Genomic DNA, 15555 nt, shown 5'->3' with positions numbered 1-15555 from the left:
AAAAACGCACTTTTAATTTGACTCAAGAGTCCCGATTGAATAGCTTCAACGCACTTTCTGAATACAGGAAGTTTTTTAACTAATAATTAATTTAACGGAGCTACATAATGAGTAGAGTTGACGAAATCAAAAACCTCGTAGAAGAAGCAACAGAAGAAATGACTAAATTCTACGACAAAGGCAATAAAGCAGCCGGTACACGTGCTCGCAAAGGCCTTCAGGAACTAAAGAAATTGGCCCAAGAAATTCGCCTTGAGATCCAAGACATTAAAAATAACGGCTAATTTCACAGCTCTATTTTTATTTTAAAAAGCCGCTTGAACGAGCGGCTTTTTTATTTTGTATTATATATTAAACTCAAAAGGCAAAACGATCATAATGTACACTGACTTAGCCGAAGCTGTAGAATCACTAAAAGACAAAGGATTCAATCATACCTATGAGTTAGGCGAAAATTGCATAACCTGTAAAGAGTTGGCTGTGAAATACACTGTGGATGACCTTAAGATTGTTGAAACCCATTCTTTTGATCAGGGTACTGACCCCGGAAGTGAATCAACAGTGTATGCCATAGAATCAAATACAGGAGTGAAAGGCACCCTCATTATGTCCTACGGAATGTACGTTGATCCCGAAAAGGCGAAACTGATAGATCGTCTTCTCAAAGATCAAAGCTGATCATTTCACTGCCCACTGTACTTTTCCGGAATTGGGTTGCTCTCAGATTCATGCGCCCAGTAAATAGTAACCACCCACCAGCGTTCCCCATCATTAAAAAGCTGAATACTGTTGATCCCTTTGTTGAAGGGCTCAGCATCCGTTTTACTTTGTTTTGAGCCATAGGTGCTGAATAGGTGAACCACTCTTCCGTAATGGTGCTCTTCCCGATGGATCTCATATTCATAAAATCCATTTTCCAGAAAGTAATCGTTGCTGCTTTCAATGTATTCTTCGGGGCTATATACTTTATAAACATTATTACCCTGCGCATTTTTACCTGTCGGAATGAGCCGTGCTTCAGGGATCACCAGGTTTCGGAATCGATCCCAGTCCCTTGGCTCTCCCTTTTCTCCGGAGATGGATGCATACAGCGCTTCGATCAAATTATCGATGCTTTGCACATCACGCTGTCGTTGTTCTTCACTTACCTGAGCGGTTGCAAATTGCGCTCCAAAAAGCAGTAGAAGCAGTACGTATAGTTTTTTCATGGACTGATGTCTTTAATTTCGAGTTATTTTCTTTTCAGCGATCAGCAATTTAAAGCTGAAGTCTGAAGTTATTCTGCACAATTATCTTTTCGGCGGGTATCTACAATATGGAAGATCTTCCAGCCGTCTTCAGTTTTCATAAGCTGAAACGAATTCACCCCGCAGTGCGAAAACTCCTCGCCTACATAAAATTCATAGGGCGTCCATGCTGAAGCAAGCTCTCCATCAACCTTGATCTCATATCTTCCAATCTTTTCATTCAGTCTTCCCGGTTCAGCTGAACCAATGCTGCTCACAAAGGCCTCAAGACTGCCATTTCTGACTGTAACCTTACCCTGTTCATTCTTCACAATGGTTTGCATGATCGCATCCAATGTGAAAGAAGCAGTAACCTTTTGTCCGTCCGCTTCAAGCATTCCTTCGAATAGTGTTTCAATGGTAGCCTGGACTTCCTGCTTCGTTGAATTTTGAGCTTTTACTACTCCGGATAAGGCTGTTAAAAAAATGGTTGTGGCTAAAAGAATTGATTTCATGGTTCCATTAATTGAAGTTCAAAATTGAACCCCAATTACGGAAATAAATCAGAGAAGTTTGTATAAAATTGTAATTAAAACTCAGCCTGCGAATTCCAATTCACGTTCTTCTTTTTCAGAGCGATTTTTGGAATATACTTTCAGCTTGCTCTTCTTTTCACTCGAATTTTTTGATCTTCTTTTCTTATCAAACCAAATAATAAATCCCGTTATGGGAAGACTTCCAGAGATCAAACAGATCAGAAAAGCGAGTATCTTTCCTGAAATTCCCCAAATGGCGCCTACATGAATATCATAATTCATAGCCATTAATTTCTCTCCTGCGTTCTTATGCTCATAAGCATCTACATACAAAACCTCTCCGGAGTATTGGTCGAATTTCATCTCACTCTTCTCATAATAAGTCTTGCCATCTCCCCGAACTATAGCGTTAATGGTTCCAGCCGAATCGGTTGGAGTGATGAAAGCAATACTGTAAGCATCGGGGAATTCTTGCCAGGCATTTTGATATGCTATTTCCAATGGGCTTTCTTTTTCGGGTAAAACCGGAGGTGTCGAAGCTACTTGTGGTGCGCTTGTTTCCGGCAGCTTGAATTCCCCGCTTCCAATAAAATAAAGCGCTTTTTGGGCTACCGGGAAGGCCCAATACAATCCGGTTACTCCCACAATCAAAGCCAGAATCAAAGCATAAAACCCAAGAACATTGTGCAGATCATAATTTACGCGACGCCATTTGGCCGACCATTTCACTTTAAAGCTCTTATTTCTACCGGCCTTACTCCACTTTTTGGGCCACCAGAGAATAAGTCCGGAGATCAACAAAATAATAAAGATCACCGTACTCCAAACCACAATGGGTTGACCAATCGGAGTTGAAAGCAGCAAACTCCAATGAATGCCTTTTACGATCTGGAAAAAGTCTTTTTCTTCATCTATTACAGAAAGCGTTTCTCCTGTATATTGGTTTACATAAGCCGTTTTATATTCAGAAATAGCCCCGAAATAGGTCAAAGAAGGTTCCGGGTTTCGAACGAAGCTAAATGCCGACCAGGCCTGATCTTCATTTTGATAAGTAGTAAGCCCGTAATAAAGCTGATCAACTTCCAGCGCATCAGATGTAATTTCATACATCGTTTCCATTGAAAGTCGCTGATCATGACTTTCAACATGCATCAGATCACTGCGAAGCCAATGACTTATCTCCTTCTCAAAAACAAAAATGGCACCTGTAATACTTAAGATTAAAACCACGAGCCCGGAAATCAGTCCGAGCCAGCGGTGCAAAAATAAAATGGCTTGCTTAAACATCATTAATCAGCTTCTCAAAGCTCAAAACTTATATAAAAATCCGGCTTTAATGACGCGTGGCTTCTGCGGGTTTATGGTGCTCCAGCCTTTGTAGTATTCCTTATCGGTAAGGTTATCTACCTTGAAGTCGATACGGTAAGCATCGGTATCATAGAACACGGAGGCATTAACAATGGTGTATGATGGAAGTGTAAAGGTTCCGGTGGAAGCGCGGTTCAGGATCATATTTTCGCTCACGTAATTTCCGCCAAGCCCGATTCCCAGTCCGCTTAAAGTGCCTGACTGCACCCGGTAACTTCCCCAAATATTGAACAAGCTTTGGGGGCCGGCTGATTCCGGTCTCCTGCCCAGGTAATCTGCATTGTCGGTTTTTGTTACCTCACTCTCGTTGTAGCTGTACCCGGCGATCAGATTCAGTCCGTCGAACGGAGAAGCAGTCACGCTTCCCTCAAAACCACGGCTGTAGTTCTCACCATCTTGAACAAAAAAGTTCACTCTATCCGGATCTTGACGCACCACGTTGGAAACGTTGATATCGTAGTAGCTCAATGTTGCAGTCACTCTGCCGTTCATAAGGTTAGTCTTCACTCCGGCTTCCCATTGGTCAGCTTTTTCGGGGGAGAACGTTTTGGTTGAGCCGTCATCCTGAATACGGGGAGCAACGTTGCTGAATCCATTCATGTAATTGGCAAACAGGGAAACCTTATCCACGATGGGCTGGAATACGATTCCGAATTTTGGTGAAAGTGCCGTTTGCTGATAGTCATCTGCTTCGGTGGTAGTGTTACCTGCATTATCAAAACGATCAAGGCGTAAGCTGGCCATTACAGAAAGTGCCGGGGTGAAATTAATCACATCCGAGATGTAAGCACTGTACACTTGTTGCTCGGTTTTTGTATTAGTTACCGCAGCTCCTGCAAGGGCTTGGTCGGCTGCAGGACGTGAGAGACCCGCCCCTGAACTTCCATCGCCAACGGTTACCGTTCCAAATCCTACATAGCCCGTACTGTTATTGATAGTTTGTTCCTGATAATAGTCGAGTCCGGCTACCATTTTATTATCCATGCCGGCAATCTCGAATTCACCGACAAAATTTTGCTGAATGTCCGTACCCAGATTCGTGGAATTTTGCTTACTCATATACCGGGCATAGGTTGAATTTCCATCCGCCAGGTCCCACAAATAAGTGTAGTAACCATCCGTTTTTGCATTACTGCGTGAAATGGAAGCTTGAGAAGTCCAATGATCGGAAAGCTTGTACTCCATTTGCCCCTGCAAGCTCAGTGTTGGGTTTGTGATAGTCAGATCATTACTGGTATATGAATTTCGAAAGTCATAATTCAGCTCATCCAGGTTTGAAGAAACCAACGGCACGCTTCGGTTCAGGAATAGCATCGTAGGATTAGTCATTTCTGACTCCAGGTATTCCGTATTCACCAAGAATGAAAGCTTATCATCCACCTTATAAGAAAGAGAAGGTGCAATAAAGATTGATTCATTCTCACCGGCATCCTGGAAGCTATTTTGTTTGTGGTAAGAAGTATTTACACGCAATGCAATTTCATTTTCACTGCTGATTGGGGTATTAACATCGGCTGAGATTCTGTTCAATCCAAAGCTTCCGGTTTTGTATGAGATATTCCCTGCAAAATAGTTGTAGGGCTTTTTGGTAACCACATTTATCAATCCTCCATACGATACCAAACTGCCGCCATAAAGTGTACCGGAAGGGCCTTTAAGTACTTCTATACGTTCAATATTCTGAGGATCAAGGCTGCCATTAGTCAGTGAAGGAAGCCCGTTCACAATGGACGGCTGGACGTAATATCCCCGGAGAGCATAATATCCCGCTCCATCACCCCCACGGCCTGTTGATTCCCATAGTTTGAAAATCCCGGGTGCATTGGTAATGGCATCATCAAAATTTGTTACCACCTGCTCTTGCAACAGTTCAGCACTGATGGTGTTATATACTTGCGGATTATCAATATTCTCGATCGGCATTTTAGCTACAAATGAAGAACGCTCTCTGTTGAATTTATTCATCTTGGAACTGCGTACAATAATATCCTGTAGCTCCTCATTCGAAACTGACAGTATCACATCTATTGTAAGCGTTTCACCTTCATCTATGGTGATCGATTTCTCTTCCGTCTCAAAGCCAACACCCGATGCTACAAAGGTATAACGCCCTGCCGGCACACCTGTTATCTCATAGCTTCCGTCAATACCAGAAGCAGTTCCATACGTAGAGCCTTCCAGACGAAGGTTGATACCGGTCAAAGGTTCATTGTTTTCATCTACAACCTGACCAGTAATTTTACCATTTAGGTTCAGGGCATAAATAGAAGTTGTCAGGGAGAAAAAGAATAGAAAAGCGGTTAAGAATATTTTGTTTGAAGATTGCATCGCTAATAGGTTAAATATGTTAATATCAAGTCTATTTAGACTTCATCTAAATAGCGATGCAATGATAAGGGGATCTTTAAAAAAGCACAACCTTTATTTAGAATAATTCTATATAAAACATAAAAACCCCACCTATCAAAGATAAGCAGGGTTTTCAAATAAATTAATCAACTATTAAAGCAGCATCGAAAGCGGGTTTTCCAACAGGTTCTTCACGGTGTTCAGGAATTCTGCTGCTTTCGCTCCATCCACAATTCGGTGATCGGAGGACAGTGTTACTTTCATGCGCTTGCCGGGAACTACTTCTCCGTTTTCCACAACAGGTACGTCGCGGATAGCACCTACCGCTAAGATACATGCATTTGGTGGATTGATGATTGCGGTAAATTCCTCAATGCCAAACATCCCCAGGTTACTGATGGTAAAGGTACTTCCCTCCATCTGTTCAGGCTGGAGTTTGCGGTCGCGGGCAAGTCCGGCCAGTTCTCTGGTTTCTGATGAAATTTGCAGGAGGCCTTTTTTGTCAGAGTGACGGATAACCGGGGTCATCAATCCTTCATCAATAGCCACAGCAACAGCTACATGCACATCGCCGTGCTCTTTGATTATATCTCCGTACCAGGAACTGTTTACCGCCTGATGACGGGTAAGTGCGATGGAACAAGCCTTCACAACAATATCATTAAAACTGATTTTCACGTCATTGGCTTCATTCATGGAAGAACGGGCAGCCATTGCGGCTTTCATATCAATATCAATGGTTTCATAAAAATGCGGGCTGCTGAATTTACTTTCAGAAAGTCGTCGGCCTATCGTTTTTCTCATTTGAGAAACCTTCACCTCTCTACTTTCCAGGCTTTGGAAAGCTGCTGCTGAGGCAGCTGCAGGCTGTGCCGTTTCTTTATATTCTTCAATATCCACCTTAATAATTCTGCCGCCCGGACCTGAGCCTTGAACGTTTTCAAGATTAATACCTTTGTCTTCGGCCATTTTTCGGGCAAGCGGTGACGCTTTGATTCGTCCATCATCGGATGATGAGCTTGAAGAAGTCTCTGATTTCGGAGAAGTCAGCGTCGTCGAATCTTCACTGCTTTTGGATTCTTCCTTGTCCTCAGCTGCAGATTCTTTGGCTTCAGCTTTTTCTTCAGATTCCCCGGAATCACCATTGCCGGCTCCTTCCAATATATCTGAAATATCTTCACCTTCTTCACCCAAAACAGCCATCAGTCCGCCCAGGGGAACAGCATCGCCTTCATCTACTAAAATTTTAAGGACAGTACCCTCATCAAAGGCTTCCACTTCCATCGTGGCTTTGTCGGTTTCTACTTCGGCAATAATATCACCGGCAGAGACCTTATCCCCTTCTTTCACATTCCACGACGCAATCACCCCTTCTTCCATGGTGTCGCTGAGCTTCGGCATTTCAATCTTAATCGCCATAATTCTTAATCTGTTCTGTTGAGTGAGTTATTAATTTCTGTAAGTAACCTTGTTAACTGCTTCGATCACATTTTTAGCATCCGGAAGCCATGCGTCAAACAGGTTTTTGGCAAACGGTGCATTTACATCCGGAAGTGTAACACGCTGAACCGGGGCATCCAAATAGTCAAATGCTTCACGCTGTATCAAAAATCCGATTTCGGCGGCAAATCCTGCAAACGGATGCGCTTCATCCACCACCACACAGCGGTTGGTCTTTTTAATAGATTCCACAATCAGCGGGAGATCCAAAGGCTTCACCGTTCTCGGATCGATAATTTCCACATCTACTCCGTCTTTCTCAAGTTGGGCAGCGGCTTGTTTTGCCACATGATACATTTTTCCGTGAGCTACTACCGTAACATCGCTTCCTTCCCGCTTAATCTTCCCTTTTCCGATCGGTATGATATAATCTTCTTCCTCAGAAACTTCGCCTTTCATTCCGTACATCTGCTCAGATTCCATGAACAATACAGGATTGTCATCGCGGATGGCAGATTTCAACAAGCCTTTGGCATCATCCGGCTCAGAAGTGTAGATCACTTTCAGTCCGGGAAAGTGGGCGTACATAGAATCATATGCTACGGAATGGGTTGCTCCCAGCTGACCTGCAGAGGCATTAGGCCCGCGAAATACAATCGGCATGGAAATCTGTCCGCCGGTCATATAGCCTGCCTTGGAAGCGTGATTGATGATCTGATCGGCCGCCAAAACCGCAAAATTGAAGGTCATAAATTCCACAATGGGACGAAGCCCGTTCATCGCGGCCCCTACTCCAATGCCCGCAAAACCAAGCTCAGAAATTGGAGTATCAATTACACGTTTATAACCGTATTTGTCTAAAAGTCCTTCGGTGGCTTTGTATGCGCCATTATATTCGGCAACTTCCTCACCCATGATGAAGACTTTCTCTTCACGGGCCATTTCCTCGTCAATTGCCTCTCGTATTGCTTCTCTAAATTGTAATTCAGCCATTACTTTATGTAGTCAGTTTTAAAATTAATTGTGGAAATAAGGTTCGTCTTCGGCAAACATGTCATCGTAAAGTTCCGACTCATCCGGGAAGTCCGAATTATCCGCAAACTCCACGGCATCCAGTACTTCCTGCTCTACCTTCTCTTCTATTTCCTGAATTCCATCGTCTTTCAATATCTTATTGTCCTTCAAATAAGTTTTCAAACGCTCAATTGGATCATTTTTCTGATAGTTTTCCAACTCCTCTTTAGTTCGGTATTTCTGAGGGTCTGACATAGAATGACCACGATAGCGATAGGTTCTGATTTCAAGGAAGTAAGGCTCAGAGTTCTTGCGAACCTCTTCAGCTACTTCTTTCATAGCCTCATAAACAGAGAATACATCCATTCCGTTAACCACTCTGCTCTTCATGCCATATCCCTTGGCACGGTCCACAATTTCATTTACCGTGTGGCGCCGGGCAGCGGTACCCATAGAATAGCCATTGTTTTCCACTGCAAAGATAGCCGGTAATCCCCAAAGATTGGCAATATTAAAGGTCTCATGAAGGGCTCCCTGATCTACTGCTCCGTCTCCAAAAAAGGTGGCTGAGATACGCCCATTCTGATTGTATTTGTTCGCAAATGCCAGTCCGCCGCCAATAGGAATGTGACCACCTACAATTCCGTATCCGCCCCAAAAGTGATTCTCGGTTTTGGCAAAATGCATGGAGCCGCCTTTCCCTTTTGAGCACCCTGTTTTCTTACCGAATAGCTCTGCCATTCCTTCATTGGGTGTAATGCCACGACACAAACCCCAACCGTGGTCACGATAAGCTGTGATAATATCATCATCGTCATTCAATGCATAAACGGTTCCTGTAGAAACTGCCTCCTGCCCAATATACAAGTGTAAGAATCCGCCAAATTTTCCTTTTTGGTACTGCTGCATGGCACGTTCTTCAAAACGGCGCTGCAGGTACATCTGCTCATACATGGCTTTGAGATCATCTTCACTTAAACCAAGGGATTTATGTTTCTTTTTTGTGGGAGCCGGAAGATCCACGCCTTTCTGTACGGCACCGTCTTTTTCATCTCCGATTCCCCGAGGGGCAAAATTTACTTCGTCTGTATTCTTTTTAGCCATAATTATTTGTTGAGATCATACTTTTTGTAAAAGGGACGCAAATATATCCATTTTTTATGAAGATTTTGTTATTTGATTCCGCTCATTAATATGCGACCGAATGGAACGCGGATGACGCTGATTCTGCGGATGGTCACTGATTTAGAATTAAACAGGACTCACAACACCTTTCCGCGATTATCCGAACAATCCGTGCTATCCGCGTTCTATTCCTTACTCTGATTAAGCAATAAATTCCTCGATCAATTCATTCACTTTTTCGAGGGCTTCAGGCAGTTTTCCGGGCTGACGTCCGCCGGCTGTAGCCAGGTTCGGCTGACCGCCTCCACCTCCGCCAACCAATCGTCCAAGCTGACCTACTAATGCACCGGCTTTGAGTCCTTTTTCCTTTATGAGATCGTCAGTTAAAGCTACCATCAGGTACACTTTTCCTTCTTCCTCATCTTTACTGCCCAGCACAATAGCGGTATTTTCTTTGGTCTTTTGAAGGCCATCATAACCCAATTGCTTCAATGCATCCATATCAGCGCCGAGAATTTCCCCTTTCACCAGTTTGATGCCCGAATCAAGTGAACCTGCATTTTGAATCAGTTCATCCAATTTGGCGCCGGTATTTTGCATCTGCACTTTTTCGAGTTCCTTCTCAAGGGCTTTCTTCTCTTCAACCAGCTTCAGTACATCAGCTGCCAGGTTTTGAGTTTGTCCGATAGCTCCTTTCACCTGTTGTAATAGTCGTTTCTCATCACGGAGAAGTTTGTCAGCCTGAGTTCCGCAAACAGCCTCGATCCGGCGAATTCCTGCAGCGACGGATGTTTCCTGTGTGAACCGGAAATAACCGATCTCGCCGGTGGCTCCCACGTGAGTTCCACCGCAAAGCTCTACTGAATAATCTTCATCAAAGGTTATTACGCGTACGGATTCCCCATATTTTTCACCGAAAAGCATCATAGCACCGCGTTCTTTGGCTTCATCAATCGGAACGTCGCGCTCTTCCTGTAGTGGGATGTTCTCCTGGATCTTCTCGTTAACCAACTGCTCCACTTCATCCAGCTGTTCGTCCGTCATGGCTTCATAGTGAGAGAAATCGAAACGCAGGTGATATTCATCCACCAACGAGCCTTTTTGGGCAACATGATCTCCCAAAATTCCCCGCAGTGCGGCGTGAACCAGATGTGTAGCGGAATGATGTTTTTGAATTTCAATTCTTCTATCCAGATCAATGGAAGCTGTCCATGTTCCGGAAAGATCTTCGGGAAGTTTATCTGCATAGTGAATGAACTGCCCATTATTTTTTTGTACATCCACTACTTTGATATACTCATCGCCATTGGTGATGAGCCCGGTGTCCGCAACCTGCCCCCCACTTTCTGCATAAAACGGGGTTTGGGAAAGCTGGAGTGCAAATCGCTCGCCTTCTTTTCGATAGGCTAAAATTTCTACTTCGGCTTCAGCATCATCATAGCCCACAAACTCAAAATCATCGGATTCCTTAATCACATTCCATTTATTTGAATCACTCTGATCCACCGAAAACTTACCGGCGGCACGGGCGCGATCTTTTTGCTCTTTCATGTGTTTGTTGAAGCCATCTACATCCACTTCAACCCCTTGTTCGCGAGCCATCAACTCCGTTAGGTCGATGGGAAAACCGTAGGTATCATGGAGTTTAAAAGCATCTTCACCGGACAGCTTTTTCTTCCCTTCTACCATCTCGTTGAACAGCTCGATGCCTTGACCCAAAGTCTTCAGGAAACTCTTTTCTTCGGAGCGAATCACATTTACGATATACTCTTTCTGTGCCTTGATCTCCGGGAATACATCCTTGAACTGCCCGGCCAAAACATCTACCAGCTTGTAGAAGAACGGTTCTTTGAAATCCAGCACATCCCAACCGTAACGAATAGCACGACGTAAAATCCTGCGAATCACATAACCGCGACCGTCATTTCCGGGAGAAGCTCCATCAGCAATGGAGAATGTCACCGCACGAATATGATCCGCGATCACCCGCATTGCGATGTCTTTTTCTTCTTCCTCGCCATATTTCAGTCCGGCCATATCGGCAATTTCGTTTAGCAGCGGGGTAAAGACATCGGTGTCGTAATTAGATGTTTTTTCCTGCAGCACCGCACAAACCCGCTCAAAACCCATTCCGGTATCTACGTGTTGAGCAGGGAGTTTTTCGAGACTGGCATCTTGCTTTCGGTTGAACTGAATGAATACCAGGTTCCAGATCTCCATCACACGGGGATCATCCATATTCACCAGATCCCGACCGGGTTTCTCTTTGCGTTCTTCATCGGAACGGAGGTCAATGTGAACTTCTGAACAAGGTCCGCACGGTCCGGTTTCACCCATCTCCCAGAAATTGTCTTTCTTACTGCACTTCAGTATGTGATCGTGTGAGATTGACGTCTCGCTTTTCCAAAGTTCAATGGCTTCGTCATCTACGGGCAGTCCGTCTGCTTCATCCCCTTCAAATACGGTGGCGTATAACCGGTCGGGGTCTAGTCCCCATTTGTCCACCAGCAACTCCCATGCCCAGCCAATGGCTTCTTTTTTGAAGTAATCCCCAAACGACCAGTTCCCCAGCATCTCAAACAAGGTATGGTGATAGGTATCATGGCCTACTTCTTCCAGGTCGTTGTGCTTACCGCTAACGCGAATACATTTTTGGGTATCAGCCGCACGTTTCCAGAGCTTTCCATCGTGTTTGAGGGCATCCTCTTCCCCAAGAAAAATGGATTTAAACTGATTCATCCCCGCATTGGTAAATAACAAGGTGGGATCATTCTTGGGAATTACGGGAGCACTGTCAACAATAGCATGATCTTTTTCAGCAAAGAAATCAAAAAATTCCTGACGAATCTGGGCGGAAGTCTTGTGCGACATTAATATGATGTGTGAGTGTTCAATTTTACAGAGCCTTGAAGATAGGAAAAATATGGTTTGAACTCATCCGTGGTTTGAGATTCGTTAATCGTGAATCGTAACTCAGTTAATCGAAAATTATTTCGAACAGAATAGTGATTTTAAGATGGCCTGAATACTAGGTTTTAAATATAAATCCATTATCTAACACACCAGTATAAAAAAACAGCCAAATCCGCGGTTCAAACAATTAGATTCCCACCACCACAGGAATGACCACTAAAAAACTTCTGCGTTGAATGTTGGATGTTCCTTGTTCGAAGTTCGAAAGTTCCCTTTTTAAACTTTCCATTTTTAAAATTGATTGAATTATTGAATATTCCGAGCAACAAAGACAACAGACCAACTGATTGCCATTTTGTTTATGGTGTTCAAAAAAACAGCCTTTCAGTTATGAAGAATGACAAAAAAAAATCCTCGTCTATAACCCGCAAATCCTTTATTAAGAAAAGTGCTCTTGCCTCTTCTTTCTTCTTTGTACCCCGGCATGTACTCGGAGGGGTTGGCTATACCGCACCCAGCGATCAGTTGAATATTGCCGCTATTGGGGCAGGTGGAAAAGGATTCAGCGATATTCGAAATGCTTCCGTAAACGGAAGAGAGCGAGTAGCTGCTTTATGTGATGTGGATTTTTCCGGGTCGGCACAACGTGCTGTTGAAGCATTCCCGGAAGCAAAAAGATACAGCGACTATCGAGAAATGCTGGAGGCCGAGCCCGATCTGGATGCTGTAACCATTTCAACTCCGGATCATAACCATGCCCCTGCCGCTAAATATGCCATGGAACGTGGAATTCATGTGTATGTCCAAAAGCCAATGACGCACAATATCAGAGAAGCACGCCTCTTAACGCAAATGGCTCGGGAACAGAAAATAGTGACCCAAATGGGAAATCAAGGAGCCTCAAACCCGTTACTCAATATGGTGCAGGATTGGATCGATACGGAAGTCTTGGGAAATATATCAGAAGTAAAAGTTTGGACGAACCGACCCGTTTGGCCTCAGGGATTTGCCATGCCGGAACCCGATCCAAGTCAGAAACCTGACGCCTTAGACTGGAATCTGTGGCTGGGCCCTGCCGAATACAGACCTTACACCCCCAATTTACATCCTTTCAACTGGAGAGGATGGTGGGACTACGGAACCGGAGCTTTGGGAGATGTGGGATGCCACCTGATCGATATTCCATATCGAACACTGGGCCTCACCTATCCCACCGATGCGGAATGCAGTGTGGGTACTATTTACACACAGATGTGGACTCCAGATTATCATCCCGAGGGCTGCCCCGCTTCCTCATTCATTACCATGAACTATGAAGCAACTGATAAAACAAAATCACCTATTAAAATGACCTGGAGTGATGGAGGTATCAAACCGTCCCGTCCCGAGATTATACCCGCCGATCATGATATGGGCGGCCCGAACAGTGCAAACGGTGTTTTAATCATCGGAGAAAATGGTGTTATATCAACCAATATCAATGACAGCTCACCCATTATGCCAAAACTGTACCTGAATGATGGTACCACAGAATTTGGCCCTGAAACGGAAGAAAATGAAGAACCCGAATACGGGCATCACAGAAAATGGATTGATGCCTGTAAAGCCGGTTTTGACAGTAAAGAACACCGGGCTTTAACCTCATCATTTGATTATGCCGGGCCAATGACCGAAACCGTGCTGATGGGAAATCTTGCTATCCGAAGCTACTTATTGAGAAGAGAAAATAGCGAGGGGCGGATGGAATACTATGGCCGTAAAAAACTACTTTGGGATGGTAAAAATATGGAGATCACAAATCTCAAAGAAGCCAATCAGTTTGTTGGGCGTACTTATCGAAAAGGCTGGGAAGTCTGATACCTACAGGGTCGGAAAGCCAAGAATTAGATTTCTGCCTTTGCAGGAATGAACATTAAAAAAACTTCTGCGGTGGAAATTGGATGTTCCTTGTTCTGCTTTCAATTCTCCTGTAACAAAGGACTGCACATCTTTCAGTATTAAATAATAGATTTCAAACAAATTGAAACCCAAATATTATGTGATAATGAAGACGATTCTGAACTACTTTTTTCGAGGAATGCTGATCATCTTACCGGTAACAGCTACCATTTACCTGATTTATTCGGTCCTCATTTGGATGAATGATCTTTTCAACAACTTACTATTTAGCTGGTTTAAGTATGAAATTCCCGGATTGGGCATTATTACAGGGTTTGTATTAATAACCCTTTTTGGTTTTATGATGACCCGAACCTTTGCCAAACCTATCGTTTTTCTTTTTGAGAAATTGATGACTAAAACACCCTTCGTCAATATTGTCTATTCGTCTTTGAAAGATTTGACAGAGGCGTTTGTGGGAGATAAAAAAAAATTCACCAAACCGGTTTACGTTGAATTCAGTGAACCGGCAGGCATGAAGCGTTTTGGATTTATCACGGAAGAGTCGCTGGAGCATTACGGACTTAAAGAAGAAGTAGCCGTTTATTGCCCCCATTCCTACAACTTCTCAGGAAACCTGTATATCGTTCCGCGCGACAAAATAACGCCAATAAAAACAGATACGACTAACTTTATGCGGTTTATTGTATCAGGCGGAGTTACTAAAATTCATTCCTGAATAACCTATTCATAATAGATGTACCGGAAAAACCCTGCAGTCAGTATACTTCTTCGAAGGTCCGGGAGCCGGGTTTTACATTGCGGCGCATGTCTTCCCAGTCCCATTCATCAGGATCCACATCCATATAATCTCCTTTTAGCAGCAGGTACTCAGGATATCCTTTTTTGGCAAGACTTTTATAGATCCCGGCTTCCATTCCCTTGATACCACAGATATAGATCAATGTATTTTCCTGACTGAAAAGCGGGTCTAAAATTTCCTCTTCATCTTCTATAGCCGTTTGCACATAATACTTACTGCCATCCGGACGGCGATCTTCACGGGATATTTTAGCGATATAACGAAAATTATCATGCTTTTTTTCCATCTCCATAAAAAAATCTGAATAGATAAGATCGGTACGATAGGCTGCGCCAAAAACCAAAACCACCTTTCCTTTATAATCAGACTCCAGCAACTCCATAATCATACCTCGAAACGGAGCTATTCCTGTCCCTGTAGCAAAAAACACATAATTAAAATCTTTTTCATTTTCAGGAAGCAGAAACCGTTTTCCACTTGGACCGGTAACCGTCACTTTATCTCCGGGTTTTAAATCTGCCAAATAATTTGAGCATACCCCAGTATATAATTTCCCGTCTAGTTCTTCGATGGTCCTTTTGACCGTAGTGGAAACCAGATGAGGCTTTCCCCCTTCCCCCTTTGTTGGCGATGATATGGAATACAATCTGAGTTTATGCGGCCTGCCCCTTTCATTTTCTCCCGGAGGCAGAATACCTATCGACTGCCCGATTCGAACTCTTCCTTCTAAATCCGTTCCTGATACATCAAAAGTTACGTGCCGGACAAAATTCGGACTGCTTTCTTTTGTACAAATATAATTTTCAACTACTGTTATTTCCGTTGGGTCTTTAGGTGAGTAGATGTTTAGCTCAACTTCAGGAAGAGTTATTTCCGCCATTTT

At 43.6% G+C, this 15555-nt stretch carries 13 protein-coding genes; 4 read left to right on the top strand and 9 right to left on the bottom strand.

All coding sequences use genetic code 11. The features are described 5' to 3' along the window. Positions 1 to 107: 107 nt before the first annotated feature. Both HUJ22_RS02125 and HUJ22_RS02120 read left to right on the top strand, forming a co-directional pair. The gene (locus HUJ22_RS02125) at positions 108 to 284 is read left to right on the top strand and encodes a histone H1 (protein ID WP_290873054.1); all 177 of its coding nucleotides are present in this window, start codon (positions 108 to 110) and stop codon (positions 282 to 284) included. A gap of 94 nt (positions 285 to 378) precedes the next feature. After that, positions 379 to 678, top strand: coding sequence for a hypothetical protein (locus HUJ22_RS02120; protein WP_290873051.1), 300 nt, complete (start codon positions 379 to 381; stop codon positions 676 to 678). Positions 679 to 683: 5 nt separating this feature from the next. Here HUJ22_RS02120 and HUJ22_RS02115 read toward each other — a convergent pair whose 3' ends face one another. From HUJ22_RS02115 to alaS, 8 genes are all read right to left on the bottom strand, one after another. After that, positions 684 to 1208: a hypothetical protein gene (locus HUJ22_RS02115; protein ID WP_290873048.1), complete on the bottom strand. Its 525-nt coding sequence runs from the start codon at positions 1206 to 1208 to the stop codon at positions 684 to 686. Positions 1209 to 1276: 68 nt separating this feature from the next. Then, complete coding sequence (locus HUJ22_RS02110; RefSeq protein ID WP_290873045.1) at positions 1277 to 1741, bottom strand: nuclear transport factor 2 family protein; 465 nt, start codon at positions 1739 to 1741, stop codon at positions 1277 to 1279. An 81-nt stretch (positions 1742 to 1822) separates the two neighbouring features. After that, on the bottom strand, positions 1823 to 3052 hold the full coding sequence (locus HUJ22_RS02105) for a PepSY-associated TM helix domain-containing protein (protein ID WP_290873042.1): 1230 nt from the start codon (positions 3050 to 3052) through the stop codon (positions 1823 to 1825). A gap of 18 nt (positions 3053 to 3070) precedes the next feature. Then, positions 3071 to 5458, bottom strand: coding sequence for a TonB-dependent receptor (locus HUJ22_RS02100; protein WP_290873039.1), 2388 nt, complete (start codon positions 5456 to 5458; stop codon positions 3071 to 3073). A 174-nt stretch (positions 5459 to 5632) separates the two neighbouring features. Continuing rightward, a complete protein-coding gene (locus HUJ22_RS02095; protein ID WP_290873036.1) occupies positions 5633 to 6898 on the bottom strand; it encodes a pyruvate dehydrogenase complex dihydrolipoamide acetyltransferase in 1266 nt (421 codons plus the stop codon). Positions 6899 to 6928: 30 nt separating this feature from the next. After that, a complete protein-coding gene (locus HUJ22_RS02090; protein WP_290873033.1) occupies positions 6929 to 7912 on the bottom strand; it encodes a pyruvate dehydrogenase complex E1 component subunit beta in 984 nt (327 codons plus the stop codon). Between the two features lie 24 nt (positions 7913 to 7936). Further along, complete coding sequence (gene pdhA / locus HUJ22_RS02085; RefSeq protein WP_290873031.1) at positions 7937 to 9037, bottom strand: pyruvate dehydrogenase (acetyl-transferring) E1 component subunit alpha; 1101 nt, start codon at positions 9035 to 9037, stop codon at positions 7937 to 7939. A gap of 222 nt (positions 9038 to 9259) precedes the next feature. Beyond that, the gene (gene alaS, locus HUJ22_RS02080) at positions 9260 to 11929 is read right to left on the bottom strand and encodes an alanine--tRNA ligase (RefSeq protein ID WP_290873028.1); all 2670 of its coding nucleotides are present in this window, start codon (positions 11927 to 11929) and stop codon (positions 9260 to 9262) included. A gap of 432 nt (positions 11930 to 12361) precedes the next feature. Here alaS and HUJ22_RS02075 point away from each other — a divergent pair, with 432 nt between their 5' ends. Then, positions 12362 to 13828: a Gfo/Idh/MocA family oxidoreductase gene (locus HUJ22_RS02075; protein ID WP_290873025.1), complete on the top strand. Its 1467-nt coding sequence runs from the start codon at positions 12362 to 12364 to the stop codon at positions 13826 to 13828. A gap of 187 nt (positions 13829 to 14015) precedes the next feature. Then, positions 14016 to 14588 carry a DUF502 domain-containing protein gene (locus HUJ22_RS02070; RefSeq protein WP_290873023.1) on the top strand — a complete coding sequence of 191 codons (573 nt, stop codon included), beginning with the start codon at positions 14016 to 14018 and terminating at the stop codon, positions 14586 to 14588. A 40-nt stretch (positions 14589 to 14628) separates the two neighbouring features. On the opposite strand, the gene HUJ22_RS02065 is transcribed toward HUJ22_RS02070, so the two are convergent. Continuing rightward, entirely contained in the window at positions 14629 to 15552 is a 924-nt protein-coding gene (locus HUJ22_RS02065; RefSeq protein WP_290873021.1) for an FAD-binding oxidoreductase, read from the bottom strand. Positions 15553 to 15555: the final 3 nt, after the last annotated feature.

The organism is Gracilimonas sp., from assembly GCF_014762685.1.
Taxonomy (GTDB): Bacteria; Bacteroidota; Rhodothermia; order Balneolales; family Balneolaceae; genus Gracilimonas.
This window is presented reverse-complemented; position numbering and strand designations above follow the sequence as displayed.